The organism is Vibrio chagasii (assembly GCA_041879415.1).
GTDB lineage: Bacteria > Pseudomonadota > Gammaproteobacteria > Enterobacterales > Vibrionaceae > Vibrio.
Map to the genome: position 1 here is coordinate 1,899,398 of CP090851.1, position 17,496 is coordinate 1,916,893.

Sequence of the window (17,496 nt, forward strand, 5' to 3'; positions counted from 1 at the left end):
GGCCAATTCAGAGTAAAAGCCTTCAAATTGTCTCAGTTAACATGACACTGTGTTTGCGAGGGGTTTGTTTATCTTCCTGTGCTGAACACTACAATGGCACTAAATCAAAACGACCTTCGGTATAAAAATGAACAATAATAAAATACTTTCACTACTTCTCAGTGGCGCAGCGGTGGCTTATTCAGGCGCGGGCTTGGCAGAGAGCGAGCAATTATCCGTTCAGGAAGCGGCAAAAAAATCGGCAAACCCGGTATCGGATGTGTGGATGCTTATCACTCAAAATGATTACACCTTCTTGGAAAAAGAAGATGGTCATCATGAGATGCAGAACCGTTTGAGCTTCCAACCCGTGATGCCTGTACCTATCATGGATGGCGAGTGGAACTTGGTGAACCGTTTGGTGGCGAACCATTACAGTGCACCAGGTGATCGTGATGAAGGTGACTTCTTCGAAGGTCGCACCAACGGCATGGGCGACACCGTCTTCCTCTCTCTAGCAGCACCAAACCGTGACGATGGCTTCATTTGGGGTGTTGGTCCTACCGTTATTGCCCCAACTGGTACGGATGGTTTGACCCAAGATAAATGGCAAGTCGGCCCTGCTGCTTTGGTCGCAAGGTTAGGTAAAGAAACTGGCCAACCAATGAATATCGACAGCTGGAACGTAGGTATCCTCGCGCAACAATGGTGGGATGTAGGCGGCAGTGATAGCGTCACTGAATCAACAAACCAAGCCGATATCCAGTACTTCTTAAACTACCGAGTCAGTAATACGGCATTAATCGGTATGACACCAAACATTCAAATCGATTGGGAAAAAGATGGTTCAGACCGTTTCACGGTACCTGTAGGCTTAGGTTACATTGACATGTTTAAAGTCGGACCGATGCCAGTTCGCTGGGGTATAGAACTTCAATATTTCGTGATGAAACCCGATGCTAACGTGGGAACAGCTAACCCATCTGAATACATTCCGTATTCGCCAGATTGGAACTTAAAGTTCTTCGTTGCTCCAGTCACACTCAACCCTTTCAAATAACACCCCTGAGGCGGGTTAGTTAATTCAAAATTTTCTGACCTGCCTTCTAGCGAGCTTTTTAACCACTTCTTTGATCCAGGCTAGTTTAGCCTACATAATTTGTAACTCGACTTTGAGCCCGTTCAAATAATTCCATTTGCCGTTTTAATGACCTATCAACCTATCGTAATTACGATAGTTCAATATCGTTATACTGGGTAGATAGCACCCTTCACACTTCCTATTATTTCGCCAACAAATCAATTCTTAAGCGATATAGAAAACCTAAAAATGTTTAGATGACTGTGTTGTGCACATCATGGACGACGGCCCAAAAAGCTACTGCAACAACCGAACTTCGCAATGGTTGGCTCTAGTTTAAGAATGATTTCGCTCGGTGTTTTTAACACTGTGTTCGCGAGAATGCGTTGTCTCTTTGGGCAAAGCGATTTTTAATTGTCATCTAATACTTTTGACTCCAGTCAGTGGTAACGCTCACTGGTATTCAACACCTCTTGCAGATGTCATCTAAAAGTCTTGTACCAAGACTGCACTTTCTCTCTCCTTATTATTTAGGTTGAGATATGAAAATTCTTAAAATTGTTCTGCAGAAAGTTTGGGCCGTCGTGATGGTTCTCGTCAAATTCTGCCTATTTATGGCCCTGATGTTTGCTGGTGCTTGGGCACTTGCTCCTATGGGTAAAATCCACTCCAAAGACATCGACCTTTCTCAGTTCAATAACCATCCGAACGAAATGATGATGAACTTCTTCCAAAGCGAGTATTTCTCCGGTTACTTGTTCTCGGTGACTCTTGCGGTTGTGTTCGCTGCTATCTACGGTATGTGGCAAATCCATGAGCTCGGTGTGCACAAGGCTAAAGAACACAAAAGTGCCCACGTTCAGATTGTATTTGCACTCTCGCTTTGTGGTTTATTCATCAACAAAACCTTCTGGGTTATCGCTCTAGTCATTGCTCTCGCGAACTGGAAACACATCGGTCAATCGATCAGTGATGTGATCCGCCGTGGTATTCAACCGAAGCTTCAAAAGTCCGATAGTGACCAAACGATCGCTGAAGACCACAAGACAGATAGTGAACAAGCAAAAGAAACTAAGTCTGAGCAAACAGCAACTGGAAAAGAGGCCGCATAATGAAAGAGATGATGATCCCATACATTCTGATTGTATGGTCCCTGTTTGCGACTGGCGCACTAAAGAAGACAATTAAGAACTACACTTGGGCTGCGATTGGTGGCGTTGTGATTCTAGGCCTATTGGCAATTGTTTCTCGCCTGTGGGCTCCGGTAGATATGACCAACTCATCGACGGTAAAAGCGCCGCATGCTGTGATGTCACCGATCTTCGGCCAGCAAATTGATGAAGTGTTCGTTGACCACAACCAATTGGTAAAGAAAGGCGACGTAATTTACACGCTTGTCGATATCGACTCAGCAGCAGACAAGGCAAAGATCGAATCTTCTATTGTTCAGAAGGAAGAGCAGATCAAACAGATGACGCGCGATTTAGAGCGTGCTGAAACGTCACCGGAGATCTTCAATGCTCGTGATGTTGAAAAGTACCACTCAGATCTTCGTGTGATGCACGCAGAACTGGCTTCACTGAAAGCCGATTTACAGAAAGTGAATTGGGCTCAAGAGAAGAAAACAGTGCGAGCAGAATTTGATGGGCAAGTATCGATTGTCAACATTGCTGAAGGCTCTGTGATGGGCAACATGCACCTGTACAACACCAGTAAAAAGTTCTTAGAGATGCGTATCTCAGACCAGACTTACGGTTACGTGCAAGTGGGCGATTTCGCGGAGTTCTTTGTCGATGCGTATCCGGGTCACGTGTTCCGTGCCAAAGTACACAGTTTTACGGCAGGTACTGGTGAATCAAGCATTTCACCACTGCAAGGTCCGCAAAGCGTTGGTCAGCACGTCGCTCAAAACGGCAATGGTTTAGGTCGTACGGTAGTGCTAGAAATCTTTGAACCAGAAGGCTACAACATTCCTATCGGTGCCGCTGGCGCAGCTTGGATTTCAGCGGAGAAGCCGCATCCTTTCTGGGGCTTCATTGACGTGATTGGTGCAGCAACAGTTCGCCTACAATCTTACAAGTCTTACCTAGGTGCTTGGTAAACCAATAACCTACTAAGAACAAAAAATACCCCGCTTATGCGGGGTATTTTATTAGTGCAGCGCTATAAAAATGGCAGCGGGATCAGTTCGAGTCCTAGAACACCGCTGATGCTCATCACCACCAGCAAAGAGACTTTAAAGACCGTCTTTGACCATTGGATGTAGTTGGCGCAATCCACCTTACGGAATGTCACCTTGGTCCACATAAAGCATACTGCCGCCGACACCGCTAGGTATTCGTAACCCGCTTCTCCGAGCAAGAACAGCCCAAGAGCAACCGCGCCAAAAGCAACCACGTACGCTTTCATGTGTTTGTGGGCCTTATCGACACCCTCTTTTACCGGTAGTACAGGAATACCTGCATCTCGGTAGTCTTGAATGCGGAACATCGCAATCGCATACGAGTGCGGCATCTGCCATAAGCAGAACATGATAAACAGCAGTACCGCTTCGATACTCAAGTAGTTTGTCACGCCAAGGTAACCAACTAATGGTGGTACCGCACCAGAGATACTGCCTACGAGCGTGCCATACACCGAATTACGCTTGTACCACATGGTGTAGAAAAAGACGTAAAACACGTAGCCTAGCAACACCACTACCGCAGACATCGGATTAACGTATTGGAACAATAAAGCCGTACCAGCTAGCAACATGACCAACGCATAGATGAATGCGACGTCAGTATTGATGTTGCCCTGAACCAACTCTCGGTTCTGAGTGCGTTTCATTTTTTGATCAATATCGCGATCAAAAATGTTATTCACCACACAACCTGATGCAATCACAAGCCCCACACCCGCCAATGTTGTCAGTAACAACATCGCACTGGCTGGTTCTGTCTTTGCGGCAAGGAAGAACCCCGCCGCAACAGAAATCAGGTTGCCGAAAATGATGCCCGGTTTGGTAATAGACAAATAACTTTTCAGCATACCCTAGCCTACAACTTCATGTTGACGTTCATGTTGTAGATGATCCACACCGAGCCAGCGATCAGGATCAATACAACAATGGCTGTAAACATCAGTGATACTAAGTTCCACTGACCATCGGTTGTTTTCACTTCCATATGTAGGAAGTACTTAAAGTGTACGAAAATCTGCACTAGCGCACAGCCAAACAGAACGACGTAAGTCTCAGTACTTGGAAGCGCATGCGCCCATACAACATAGAACGGAATAATGGTCAGAATCAGTGATGCAACAAAGCCAATCACGTAATCTTTTGCGCCACTGTCTAGATGCTGTTCCATTACATCACCCCCATTAAGTACACGATGGTAAATACACAAATCCAAACGATATCTAGGAAGTGCCAGAACAAGCTCAAGCACTGAAAGCGCATCGACATGTTGTCGTTTAAGCCTTTGGTTGAAAGCTGGTGATACGCCACTGCCATCCAAATAAGACCAAACGTCACGTGCAAGCCGTGTGTGCCAACTAAGGTAAAGAACGCAGATAGGAACGCACTCTCTTGAGGGCCATAACCTTCAGCAATCAAGTGATGGAATTCATACACTTCCATACAGATAAAGGCTAAACCCAGCAGAAACGTTACTTTTAGCCACTTTTTCAGACCAGAAACATCTTGGCGTTTCATTGCGATCATGCCAAAACCGAAAGTGATACTACTGAACAGCAGCATCATGGTTTCCACAAACACGAACGGAAGTTCGAAGATGTCTTTGCCCGTTGGTCCTGCAATAGAGCCACTTTCTAACACGGCATAAGTCGCGAAAAGCGTGGCAAACAGCACACAGTCACTCATCAAGTAAACCCAGAAGCCAAACAGCTTGTTGCCCGCTGAGTCATGGTGATGATCATGCGAGTGTGCAAGATCGTAAGTGTGCGACGGAGTATTAGCTTGCATACGTCGTCTCCAAATCATCTTTATTTGTGTTGTTATCACCGTCAGCGCTGTTCTCACCCACCGACTGTTTTTTCGCTTCTGCTAACTGTGCACGTCGAGCCGCTTCAATCGCTTTGATCTCTTCCACTTCCACGTAGTAGTCAACATCGTCGTTGTAGCTGTGTTGAATACACGTCACGACAATACCAACCAGACTTGCCGCCGCTAGCCACCAGATGTACCAGATCATTGCGAAACCAAATACCAACGACCATGCAGATACATAAATACCTGTCGGTGTGTTCTTCGGCATGTGGATACGTTCGTATTCTTCTTCCTGAGTTGGATCGAACTCACCACTTTGCTTTTGATACCAGAACGCATCTAGCTCATCGCCCTTAGGCAGTTTTGCAAAGTTGTAAAACGGCGGTGGTGAAGACGTTGCCCATTCAAAAGTACGTCCACCCCATGGGTCACCAGTAAGGTCGCGGTTTTGGTCACGGTCACGAACACTCACGAAGAACTGAACAAACTGACACACAACACCCATCGCAATCACACCAGTACCTGCAGCCGCAACCGCCAGTAGAGGGAAGAATTCAGGGTTAATATCTTGGCTCAAACGACGCGTCATACCCATAAAACCAAGAGCGTAAAGCGGCAAGAACGCCATCAAGAAACCGATGATCCAGCAGTAGAACGCACGTTTACCCCAAACTTCGTTCAGAGTGAAACCTGTCGCTTTCGGGAACCAGTAGCCAATTGCCGCAAAACAACCGAATACTACGCCACCGATGATCACGTTATGAAAGTGAGCAATTAGGAATACTGAGTTATGCAGAATGAAGTCTGCACCCGGTACTGCCATTAGTACGCCCGTCATACCACCAACGGTGAAAGTGATAAGGAAACCAACAGTCCACAGCATAGGTGTTGTGAAACGGATGCGGCCTTTGTACATGGTGAACAGCCAGTTGAAGATCTTAACCCCGGTCGGGATAGAGATAATCATGGTTGCGATACCAAAGAAGGCATTCACATTCGCGCCAGAGCCCATAGTGAAGAAGTGGTGCAGCCAAACGACAAACGCAAGGATAGTGATTGCAACCGTTGCCCAAACCAGTGAGGTGTAACCAAATAGCTTTTTACGTGCAAACGTTGCTGTCACTTCAGAGAACACACCAAAGATAGGCAAGATAAGGATGTATACCTCAGGGTGTCCCCATGCCCAAATCAGGTTCACATACATCATCACGTTGCCACCAAGATCATTGGTGAAAAAGTGCGTGCCGATGTATCTATCCAGCGTCAGTAGCGCGATAGTAACCGTTAGGATCGGGAAAGAGATGATGATCAGAATGTTGGCACACAGAGACGCCCATGTGAAAACTGGCATCTTCATCATTGGCATAGACGGAGTACGCATGCGCAGAATGGTCGCGAAGAAGTTCACACCCGTTAGCGTAGTACCGACACCAGATATTTGCAGCGCCCATATCCAATAGTCCACCCCGACTCCAGGGCTTGCCTCAATGCCAGACAGCGGTGGGTAAGCTAGCCAACCCGTACGGCCGAATTCACCAAGGCCTAGTGACATATTGGTTAGGATCACGCCCACTACAAACAGCCAGAAACTCAGGTTGTTTAGGTAAGGGAACGCAACATCACGAGCACCGATTTGCAGCGGCACGATGATGTTCATCAAACCAATCACCAACGGCATCGCCACAAAGAAAATCATGATCACACCATGAGCGGTGAAGATCTGATCATAGTGATGCGGTGGTAAGTAACCGCTCTCGCCTGCCGCTGATAACAACTGCTGACTACGCATCATTACCGCATCGGCAAAACCACGAATCAACATGATCATTGCAACGGCAATGTACATGAAGCCCAGTTTTTTGTGGTCTACTGAAGTAAACCATTCATTCCATAAGTATTGCCATTTCCCAGCTTTCGTTACCGCAGCAACAACAGCCAAACCAACCAGCGCAATCACCGCAAGTGTCACGACGATAATAGGTTCATGGTAGGGAATGGACTCTAGAGTTAATCTTCCAAACATTACGATTATCCTTGGTTTTCCGGCAAACAGTTCATTGAACCAGGGTGCTGGGTCACAACATCAGTGAACAAAAATGGTGGGACACTAGAAAACAGCGTCACAGGTTCAGCGACACTTGGCGCTGCCAGTGAACGGAACTGTTCCCAATCTTCAATGCGATCAGGGCTTGCCTTCACCTTCTCCACCCAGTTTAAAAATGCCACTTGATCAGGCAGTGCTGATGCTGTGAATTTCATCTGAGAGAAACCTTCGCCACTGTAGTTCGATGCAAAGCCTTTGAAGTCACCTTCGTGGTTTGCAATCAAGTTCAGCTTGGTCACCATTCCCGGCATCGCGTAGATCTGCGAACCAAGACGCGGGATAAAGAACGCGTTCATGATGTTGTCTGAAGTCAGCCTAAACGTAACAGGAACATCTTTCGGGAATGCCACGTAGTTAACCGTTGCAATGTGTTGTTCCGGGTAGATGAACAGCCATTTCCAGTCCAGCGATACCACTTCAATCACCATTGGCTGTACATCACTTTCTAGAGGCTTAGATGGCTCCAGTTCGTGTGTTGAACGCCAAGTGATAGTCGCAAGAATCGCAATAATGATGATTGGAATCGTCCATACTACGATTTCAATCTTGGTCGAGTGTGCCCAGTCAGGTGCATACTCTTCCGTGGTATTGGTTTCGCGGTATCTATAAGCAAAGTAGACCGTCATTAGGATCACAGGGATAACGACAATCAGCATCAGGAGTAAAGCAGTAATAATCAGCTCTTTTTCCTGAACGCCAACGCTACCTTTAGGGTCGAGCAATGCGGAGTTGCATCCTTCGAGCATCAGGGCAGTTGCCACCAAACCAATCCTCGACAGGTTTGCTCTCGATAAAATGCGTTTATATCTTGAAGCTTCCATTAACTTTCTCGATGGTTATCCAGTCTCAAATCGAACGTCCGAGTACTGGTTATCATGGTCATTAGAATATTTATGTGTTGAGCATGTGAAACGCTGCATCTCAAAGGGAAGCCGAATTGAGTCTGATTTTGCTTGGTAAAAACATTACCGCACGGTTAAAACCACACAAAAATTATGACTTAATTGTTACACTTTGAAATACATTGTTACATTTGGCGCATTATGGGGAGTTGGAATTGAAAGCTCACCCAGCAAACTTGAAAACTAACCTTCCAGTTATGAAAGTAGAGTGACTGAAATGAGTCGAGAAAAAGGCGCACGAGATATACGTGCTACAGCAACAAAGCTAATTGTGGAAAGGAATCGCAAAGAAACAATTGATGGAGAAACAGGTAGCCAACGACCACCACAGCGATGAACTACATTAGAAATCGCGAATTAAACAAAGCGTGATCAAGTTCAAGTTTATGAATTCACATACAAGTTTAGTGGTATTCATAAATAAAATTGTTAGCACGAAGTATTCATTGCCAATATGAATAATAAGCTTCATTTCATGACGGTGATGGGTATCTAAATAGAAGGTCAACCAAGCTAAAGCAGAGTAAAAGGAGTCGTTTTGCCACCAAAACCTAGAGACAAGTACGCCCTTACTCTCCCACTTCGAGGAAAATAAGAGCGCTGGTTTGCCAATTATGCCGCTTGTGGTGCCACAGTTTTGCGCTGTTTTTTAGTCATCAGATGATAAACCACAGGCACAAAATAGAATGAGATAAGTGTGGTTAATACCGTACCGCCAACAATCGCGACTGCGAACGGAGGCCAAAAGCCACCACCAGCAATAATCAACGGCATAAATCCACCAACAGTAGTGATCGTCGTTGAGCTGATATGACGAGTACACGACATCACCGCCTCTACGACCGCATCAACATTGCCAGATGAGGCTTGTTCGTCGAGCTTCAACTCGGTCAAAATAACGATCGCTGCATTAATCGCTAGCCCCGCAATCCCAAGCATCGCGATGATCACCGTAAAGCCAAATGGATAGCCGAAGATCCACACCGATAGTAACCCTAGCCCACCAGCCAATGCCGCTACCATAAAGATGATGCTACTTAGTCTAAACGAGTTAAACGACATCACGACGACTAACACCATCAACACAACCACAACGGCAACATTAGAGACAAGACTATTTACCGAGTGATCGCGCTCTGCCGACTCACCGCCAAATTCGATGCTGTAGCCCGATGGAATTTCGTAACTTTCCAATCGGTGTTGGAACTCATTGAGCACGGTTTGCGGCAAGACGCCCGCTTCAATGTAGCCCTCTATGGTGTTGACACGCTGCCCGTTACGACGAGTTATCGCACCGCGACTGGTGGTCAATTCAAGCTCAGCCAAAGTCGAAACATTAATGCCGGTCGAGTAGACCTCAGAGCTGATTGGCAAACGGATATTGCTTAAATGCGCAAGGTTTTCACGCGCTTCATCAGCAACACGAACACGGATAGGCACTGACTCACTGCCTTCAATCACAGAACCACTTTCACGACCAGTCAATGTGGTTTGCAACATGCCAGCAAACTGATTCAGTGAAATACCGTTGAGTTTTGCCGTGTCTTCATCGACCTTCAGCCACACCTTAGGCGTACCCGGCTGCAAGGTTTCTCGCGTATGAGTTACATGAGGAACACCCGCTAGAATCAAGCGTACATCTTCACCGATCGCTTTTAAGGTATCGAGATTTTCACCATAAACACGCAGCTCAACAGGCGCAGTAAATGGAGGGCCTTGGTTAAGCTTACGTACCAAGATTTGTGCTTCCGGTACCTCTTCATCCAACACCTTTTGCAACTCAGGAATCAGCGCATTCGCCTGAGTAAAGTTTTCAGTTTTGACCATAGCTTGCGAGAAGTACGGCGCGTTGTTTTGCCTTGCTTGTAAGTTGTAATAGAAAGACGGGAAGTTTGCACCCACCAGCCAATCAATACGCTCCACTTCTGGGTAACGATGGATGATGTCGTCTATTTTTTCCGAGGTATTCTTGGTCGCATAAATGCTCGCTTGAGGTGGCATGTACACCTGAATCTCAAACATGTCTCTGTCTGATGGCGGGAAGAACTGCTCAGTCAGCTGAGACATACTCCAGTAGCCAGTAAACGGCACCAACAACACCAAAGCAATAGTGATGATTGGATGTGTGACACCAAAACGGACTGAAGATGAGAACCAACGTGTTAGAGCAGGAATTCTTAAGCCCGTCATGTACCAATGGTGCTGTCCTTTCTTGTCGACATCACTCAATTGTTTCGGCAGTAACCTTGTCGCTAAGCCAGCAATTAAGGTGTGCGAGATAATGTAAGAACCGATCAAAGAGAACGAAACGGTAATCGCAATACCACCGACAAACTCACCGGATGCACCCGGCATCAAGATAATCGGTGCAAACGCCAGAACCGTGGTCAAGGTTGAGCCCAACAACGGCACCCACAAGTGCTTCAGCGCATTCATGGTCGCTTCTGCTCTGTGCTGCCCTTTCAATCGATAGGCCTGAATGGTATCGACCATCACCACCGCGTTATCGACCATGATCCCGAGCGCAACAATCAAGCCCGTTACCGACATCTGGTTGATTGGCACACCGGTCATTTTCATGATCGATAGCGTAAGTAGTGAAGTGAGTGGCAGCGAAATAGCCACTAATATTGCCGCGCGGACACCTAAGGTCACGAACAATACAATCAAGATCAAACCGAAGCCAATCATCAAGCTTTTGCCTAAATCATCTAGGCGAGTTTCGGTATAACCCTGCTGATTGAACAGCACGGTGACATCGATATTACTTGGCAGCTCTTGTTGAAACTTATCGATCAAAGCATTCGCACGTGAAGTCCAGTTATCAACCCGAAGATCAGGGTGCATTCGCGCCGCGACGATCACACCCGGATCACCATCAATAATGGCAATCTGATCTTGTGGGGTTTTCTCACCACGCTTTACCGAAGCAATGTCTTCCATGCGGATAATGTGACCATTGCTATCCGTCGCGATAGGGACTTGCTTAATACGTTCAATGGAGTCAAGTTCCGATTCAATCTCTAAACCAAATCGAGAATAGGCACTAACCAGTTCGCCTGCTGAATTCTTAGCATCTGCCCCTTCTAGCGACTCTGCGATATTTGAACTAGAGCGACCAAGCGCAGCGGCATCAGCAGTTCGTAGACTGATCTGGATTTCTTCTTGAGGCATCCCGTATTCATCAACGAACTCAGTGCCTGAAAGGGTTCTCAACCGCTTAGCCAGTTCTTTGGCGTAACGTCCAAGCGTTAAACGATCAGGTTCGCCCGCACCAGACCAAGTCAGAGAAGCAATGGTGGTGAAAGCATAGGTATGGTCACTGTCGAGATCGGGAGAATGGGCACCCGCAGGTAAAATGGATTCGATATCAGACAGCTTGTCACGTGCTTGCGACCAAACGGGTTCAGGCTCGGTGATAGTGTCATCAAGCTCAAGCGTGACAATAGACACGCTCGGCCTTGAGGTTGAGCTCACCAGTTTAACTTCGCTCAGTTCACGAAGCTTATTCTCGATAACTTCCGTAACCAAGGTTTCCACTCGTTCGGCGCTGGCGCCAGGAAAGCTAGTGGTGATGTTCGCATACCGGTTGATGATGACTGGATCTTCTGCGCGCGGCAGCGTCATGAAGGCTGAAATGCCACTCACCATCAGCAGCGCTGTCATTAAGATCAGCAGTCGGGTATTGGAAATAGTCTCTATGATTTTCATACTATTCCCTATTCAGCAGCAGTGCTTACTGGCTTCACGGCTTGGCCCGGAACCAAGCGATGCAAACCACTTGCAATAACCTGTTCACCATCCTCAATCGCACCACTCACATACGCTTGTTGATTGTTAGCAAACATCACTTGAACACTTCTACGTTCAACTTTGTTGCCATCGCCAATCACAAAGATATTCCACACACCGCGCAAGCCATCAATCAAGCCAGTTAAAGGGACCCAATAGCCTTGCTCCTCAACCTGTTCGTCAAATTGAAGGTAGGCCAGTTGCCCTTCCAATACCGAAGATTGCTCGGGAAATAGGTAGCGTAATCCAACACTGCGAGACTGAGTGTCGACCATCGCGCCCGGATTCAATAGCTCTACTGCATAATCGTTACGTCCAACTCGGATACTAGGAGCTGAGAGTGAGGTGACCTTTTGCATTTGGTGGGCAGGAATACCAATAAAGGCTTCTTTGCCTTCCGATGCCAATAGAGTGAGCGTTGGATTACCGACATTGACCACATCGCCGAGCGAGACAAATCGAGTGGCGATAGTGCCTGAATAAGGAGCAAGAATCGTCGACTTCACTAGCTTGAGATCGTTACCTTTGACCGAGGCGTCAATGCGCAACAAGTTAGCTTGCAATACACGCTGCTCACTGGTTAACGAATCGATTTCTGCTTCAGCACTGAAGCCTTTTGCTTTTAGTGAACGTTGACGCTTTAAGTTCGCAGCAACCAGGCTCAGTTGCGCTTTCACTTCTTCAGCTTGCGCTTTCAATTGGCTCGATTCAGTCTTCAACAGCTGAGTATCTAACTTGATTAACGGCTGACCTTCTGTGACTGTGTCACCGACATCCACCAGAATTTCGTTAACTTTCCCCGCCAATTCAAAGCCGAGATTCGCCTGTTGGCCCGCTTTTACCACACCGACATATTCACGTTGTACTTCGTATGATGGAGAACGCTCTAGGACGACAGTTTCTACCGTTAACACTGTCGATTCGGTACCGTTCGATTCAGCAGTGCTCGCTGCATCGGTAGTTGTCTCGGCTTGTGTGCTTTCACCACATCCAACAAGAAGAGTCGACAACGCCACGGCTACTGCGCTTCCCTTCATCAATTTATACATACTCACTGTTCCTATGCGGTACTCAATAATGTTCTTTTTTTAGACTAACCAAACCAAACTAGACTGTCTAGTTTGATTATGTTAAAAATAAGTTTCATCGTTAGTGATTGATAAAACCATCACAAAAAGCATAATGCTAGCGCACAACGAGTTAGCACTAGGTAGCGAGAAATAAGCACGTGACGAAAATCATCAAGAGTGAACAGAAGAGATCGCAGATCTTAACCGCAGCAAGTAAGCTTTTCTCTGAACATGGCTTCAAGATCAATATGGATCAGATAGCCAAAGCAGCGAACGTTTCCAAGCAAACGGTCTACTCTCACTTTAAAAGCAAAGACGTTCTTTTTGAAACCTGCATGCAAACCAAATGTGCCGAGCGTGAGCTGAGCCATTCAGCCTTTGATATGGACGCCACTTTGGAAGAAGAATTGGTGAAGTTTGGTGTGAAATTTCAGGACTTATTGCTAGATGAACAGTCACGACAAACCTTTCAGAACGCGGTCAGCCAATCCAACACGCACCCAGAGATCGCCTCTATCTATTTAGAAAGTGGCCCTCAAAAAACAACAAAATTACTCGCCGATTACCTGCAATCGAAATTAGATTCTGGTGACCTGACTCTGTCGACGTCTAGCTCACCGATCATTGCAGCTCGTCAACTGCTGCTGATGTTTCATGGCAAATCTGCCTATTGGTCTTTCTTCGGTCATGATAGCGGTGAGTCCGATGAAGAAAGACTCAACTACACGCGCGAATGCGTTGCACTTTTCTTGAATGGAAACCAGCCTCGCTAGCTGTCGCTCTATCTTTGAAAAAAATGAAAAAGGCACAGAGAAATTCATCCTCTGTGCCTTATCAATCGTCAGTCACTCTCACCAAAATAGCGACCGGTTTATTGGGTATGTTCCACAATGATCAGCTCATCGGTATTAAAACCACGCTCTTTCGACATCACTTTAAACTTCTCCATCACTTCTGGTGCGACTTCAGGCGTTCTTGCTAGTAGCCATAAGTAATCAGTGTCGGGTCCAGAAACGAACGCGTATTGGTAGCCTTCCTCTTCCAATTCAAACACCACATAGGCGCCATAAAACGGACCGAAGAACGACACCTTTAAGTAACCTTGGTCGCTACCTTCAACAAAGTATGCTTTGCCTTCTGCCTCATTCCATTCGCCCTCTTCAGCCGAATAGCCGCGATTAATCACTTTCACGCCGCCATCGTCGCGTAGGCTGTATTCAGCGCTCACATTACTTAAGCCGCGCTCAAACGAATGGTCTAAGCGAGCCACTTCGTACCATTTCCCTAAGTATCTATCCAATTCAAACTGCTGAACTGGCTTAACGGTTTCTGGCATGCCTACGCATCCAACCAATAAAATAACACTCAGAAGCAAAAGTATTTTCTTCATCCTAACCTCGACTTGTTTTAATCGTAATACGAGTAAGTCATTTGAGTCTTAACTTACGTCCTTGTTAATACGTGAACCCCATTAGCATGGTTCATATAACATTAAATTATTCAGACGTTTATGGAAATCGTTTCGTTGGTGAATGAATTAAAGCCGCTTCATTGACTCTCGATATTGAGTAGGGGTCACCTGCTTATAAGATTTGAACTGGCGATTGAAGTTAGCTTGGTTGTCATAACCGACTTTTTCCATAATCAAATTCACAGGTAGAGATGTATTGAGCAGTAAATCACACGCCACATTTAATCTAATTTTCTTCAACCGCTGACTGAAGCTCTCGTTGTAGTGCTTTTGAAACAGACGCCTGACGCTGCTCTCACTAATATACAAATGACTAGCTAAGTCATTTACTGAAATATCGTGGATAAAATGATTCATCAGAAAGGCTTCGATCTTATCTAGTTTGTCGCTGACCTCATCTTCTTCAATCGAACTAAAGGTGGGATTAACTAACTGCACGACTTCTTGGTCATCAATCAGCAGAGCAAACAGAGAGAATAGAGTCAGTAGCTGTTGATGAGGAGGCTGATCCATCACCTTATCTAGCAATTGTGTTGCCCTCTCAGCGGTACTAGGAGAAAACTGCAACCCTTTCTTTGAGTCTTCTAACAGCACACGTAACGGTTCAAGTTCACGACAGCACGCCATCAACGGCTCAATCCAATCTTTACGAAACCAAATCACATGGGTTTCGCAAACACGTGGGTCATCACTGCTCTCTTCCGAATAAATGGCATGAGGCAAGTCTGGGCCAACCAAAATCATATGGTTGTGGAACACATCACTTTGGTGATGGCCGACAAAGCTATGCCCCGAAAAGTGACGATGAATCGCTATCTCATATTCTTCATGTCGATGCCAACCGTAACTCTTGCTGTCCTCAACGATTTTCTTGTAGCGCCATGACGCACCAATCCTTTGCGGCACCTTTTCTAAGTAACCTTTCATTACGACACTCTGTGACCCTCTGATACTGAAAGTATACCCGTCAAACCATTTAAGTGAGCACTTTGACTGAAAAGTATTGGATATTGCACTAACGGTACTCATCCAACTTTCTCCACTAAATATACTGCAGGTGAACTTAATCAGGAGAGCAACTATGGACACTTTATTATTAAAAATACGCGATATGATTCATGCCACACGTCAGCAGTGGATCGGAGAAATCACCTACAGCCACAATATTAAAGGAGACCACACGTGGAAACTTTATGGCTACCATTCGTACACCGAGTACAAAAATGATTTGCTTAAAAGTTTGAAACAATAACCATCATGAAAGGCATATCGAAGCCACAATACGCGGGGTAATCCCGGCTTTTGTTCGTCATTTATGTAAAGTTTCACACTGACCACTCGCTTTCTATACTTATTAAACAGTGGAACATGGAAGACACAATAATGAACAACAAGCTTACTCTGCCACACACTGCATTAGCCGCTTTAATCATAATGTTAGGTGCTGTATCACCAGCTCTCGCACAAGCTGAATCAGCAGTGCAAAGCCAAGCGGCTGACCAAATTTTCACTAATGCCGATATATACGGGCATCGAGAGTCAGATTCTATCGTTACCCATGACGGCAAGATCATTTTTATTGGCGACCTCCAACAAGCAAAAACGTTTCAAGGGCAGAATACCGACGTTATCGACTTAGGGAATGCTTTTGTTCTGCCGGGTTTCATTGACAACCACAACCATGTTTTTGAAGCCGCCTCGGAGCTGGGTGGCACTTGCGAGCTGGATTCAGAAGCAACACTTGAAGAACAAATCCCCTACTTAGAAGCCTGCAAAATCAATGCAGATTCAAACGGCAGAGGATGGTTAATGGGGTATGGATTTTCTTTGGAATCCACAATCAACAGTGACTCAGAGTACACGCCACTTGAGATCATCGACAGTGTCTTCCCCGATCGACCAGTCGTGATCATGGAGCAGACTTCACATTCAATGTGGGTTAACTCCAAAGCGCTAAAAATCGCCCGAATTAGTCCCCAATCACCAGACCCACAAGGCGGAGCATATTTAAAAGATCCTACAAGTGGCAAGCTCAACGGCATCTTACTGGACAATGCCGGTGACCAAGTCATGGAAATGGCGTGGAACAGTCAGAGCGAACTCTTCGAACAAAGTTACCAAGGCTTAATGTACGGCCTTGAAGAAGCGGCCGCGCACGGTATCACCACCATAGGTGACGGTAGAATGTATTGGAAACGCGGTTGGTATGATGTTTGGCTAGAAGCTGAGCAAAACCAAGACCTCACCGCGCGCGTCTCATTGCGCCCTTGGGTTTACCCTTCCATGGCAATGCCTTCTCAATTGGAAGTGTTTGAGAAGATGTATTCCGATGACAAAAGTCGTCTATTGCTGGTCGATCAGGTGAAAATGTACAGCGATGGTATTTTTATCAATGGCACGGCAAAAACGCTCGCCCCTTATTTAGATACTTACTTACCAAACTCTCCTAATGGCTTGAACTACATTCCACCAGCACAGATGAAACAGTGGTTAACGGCCCTAGAAAAAATCGGCTTTAGTGCGCACATACATGCGATTGGTGACGGTGCAGTTCGAGAGTCTTTAGATGCCATCGAGAGCGTGCGTAAGCAAGGTTCGCAAAAGCCATACACGCTAACCCACGTTGAATTGATCAATGATGAAGATGTTCCACGATTTAAACAACTCGGCGTAACCGCGGATTTCCAAGTTGGATCAGACTACGTCACGCAACATGACCACGAATGGGCTAATGCCTTCTTAGGTGCAAGACGCGCGAAAGCCATGATGAACCTCGACGCAATCCTCAAAACCGACGCCAATATCACGTTAAGCAGTGACTGGAATGTACACGACATCAACCCACTGGTTGGCATTGCGAATAGCTTGATCATGGGAAAAACCGGTCTAACCGATATCTACACAGCCATCGACGCTTACACCCTCAACGCAGCTAAAAGCCTAGGAATTGATGATATTACGGGGACAATTGAAGTTGGAAAGTCTGCAGATTTCGCCATTCTAAATAAAGATATCACCACCTTGTCAGCAAGAGGTATCGCCAAGACTCAAGTGCTGATGACAGTACTGCGTGGCGATGTCGTTTATACACAGAACGATTAGA

14 protein-coding genes are annotated in these 17,496 nt (G+C 46.1%); 5 read left to right on the forward strand and 9 right to left on the reverse strand.

What is annotated here, in order from left to right; translation table 11 throughout:
• The first annotated feature begins 127 nt into the window (after positions 1–127).
• From L0991_08465 to L0991_08475, 3 genes are all read left to right on the forward strand, one after another.
• On the forward strand, positions 128–1,039 hold the full coding sequence (locus tag L0991_08465) for a hypothetical protein (protein ID XGB61482.1): 912 nt from the start codon (positions 128–130) through the stop codon (positions 1,037–1,039).
• A gap of 563 nt (positions 1,040–1,602) precedes the next feature.
• Positions 1,603–2,172, forward strand: a complete 570-nt coding sequence (locus tag L0991_08470) for a magnesium transporter (protein XGB61483.1) — start codon at positions 1,603–1,605, stop codon at positions 2,170–2,172.
• Positions 2,172–3,161, forward strand: a complete 990-nt coding sequence (locus L0991_08475; protein ID XGB61484.1) for an efflux RND transporter periplasmic adaptor subunit — start codon at positions 2,172–2,174, stop codon at positions 3,159–3,161. The genes L0991_08470 and L0991_08475 overlap by 1 nt, the downstream gene beginning before the upstream one ends.
• A 62-nt stretch (positions 3,162–3,223) precedes the next feature.
• Here L0991_08475 and cyoE read toward each other — a convergent pair whose 3' ends face one another.
• From cyoE to L0991_08510, 7 genes are all read right to left on the reverse strand, one after another.
• Positions 3,224–4,093 carry a heme o synthase gene (cyoE, locus tag L0991_08480; protein ID XGB61485.1) on the reverse strand — a complete coding sequence of 290 codons (870 nt, stop codon included), beginning with the start codon at positions 4,091–4,093 and terminating at the stop codon, positions 3,224–3,226.
• An 8-nt stretch (positions 4,094–4,101) separates the two neighbouring features.
• Positions 4,102–4,413, reverse strand: coding sequence for a cytochrome o ubiquinol oxidase subunit IV (gene cyoD, locus L0991_08485; protein XGB61486.1), 312 nt, complete (start codon positions 4,411–4,413; stop codon positions 4,102–4,104).
• The gene (cyoC, locus tag L0991_08490; GenBank protein XGB61487.1) at positions 4,413–5,030 is read right to left on the reverse strand and encodes a cytochrome o ubiquinol oxidase subunit III; all 618 of its coding nucleotides are present in this window, start codon (positions 5,028–5,030) and stop codon (positions 4,413–4,415) included. Before cyoC ends, cyoD begins: the two co-directional genes overlap by 1 nt.
• On the reverse strand, positions 5,020–7,077 hold the full coding sequence (gene cyoB, locus L0991_08495) for a cytochrome o ubiquinol oxidase subunit I (GenBank protein ID XGB61488.1): 2,058 nt from the start codon (positions 7,075–7,077) through the stop codon (positions 5,020–5,022). Before cyoB ends, cyoC begins: the two co-directional genes overlap by 11 nt.
• Before the next feature lie 5 nt (positions 7,078–7,082).
• Positions 7,083–7,979 (reverse strand): ubiquinol oxidase subunit II, encoded by an 897-nt coding sequence (gene cyoA, locus L0991_08500; protein XGB61489.1) that lies wholly within the window; start codon positions 7,977–7,979, stop codon positions 7,083–7,085.
• Between the two features lie 693 nt (positions 7,980–8,672).
• The gene (locus L0991_08505; GenBank protein ID XGB61490.1) at positions 8,673–11,771 is read right to left on the reverse strand and encodes an efflux RND transporter permease subunit; all 3,099 of its coding nucleotides are present in this window, start codon (positions 11,769–11,771) and stop codon (positions 8,673–8,675) included.
• An 8-nt stretch (positions 11,772–11,779) separates the two neighbouring features.
• Positions 11,780–12,901 carry an efflux RND transporter periplasmic adaptor subunit gene (locus L0991_08510; protein XGB61491.1) on the reverse strand — a complete coding sequence of 374 codons (1,122 nt, stop codon included), beginning with the start codon at positions 12,899–12,901 and terminating at the stop codon, positions 11,780–11,782.
• 179 nt (positions 12,902–13,080) lie between these two features.
• On the opposite strand from L0991_08510, the gene L0991_08515 reads away from it, so the two are divergent.
• Entirely contained in the window at positions 13,081–13,695 is a 615-nt protein-coding gene (locus tag L0991_08515; GenBank protein ID XGB61492.1) for a TetR/AcrR family transcriptional regulator, read from the forward strand.
• A 98-nt stretch (positions 13,696–13,793) separates the two neighbouring features.
• On the opposite strand, the gene L0991_08520 is transcribed toward L0991_08515, so the two are convergent.
• Together L0991_08520 and L0991_08525 are read right to left on the reverse strand one after the other, a co-directional pair.
• A complete protein-coding gene (locus tag L0991_08520) occupies positions 13,794–14,312 on the reverse strand; it encodes a lipocalin family protein (GenBank protein XGB61493.1) in 519 nt (172 codons plus the stop codon).
• Positions 14,313–14,459: 147 nt separating this feature from the next.
• Positions 14,460–15,422 carry an AraC family transcriptional regulator gene (locus tag L0991_08525; protein ID XGB61494.1) on the reverse strand — a complete coding sequence of 321 codons (963 nt, stop codon included), beginning with the start codon at positions 15,420–15,422 and terminating at the stop codon, positions 14,460–14,462.
• A 354-nt stretch (positions 15,423–15,776) separates the two neighbouring features.
• Between L0991_08525 and L0991_08530 the strand changes: the two genes are divergently transcribed.
• Positions 15,777–17,495 (forward strand): amidohydrolase, encoded by a 1,719-nt coding sequence (locus L0991_08530; GenBank protein ID XGB61495.1) that lies wholly within the window; start codon positions 15,777–15,779, stop codon positions 17,493–17,495.
• Position 17,496 lies beyond the last annotated feature (1 nt).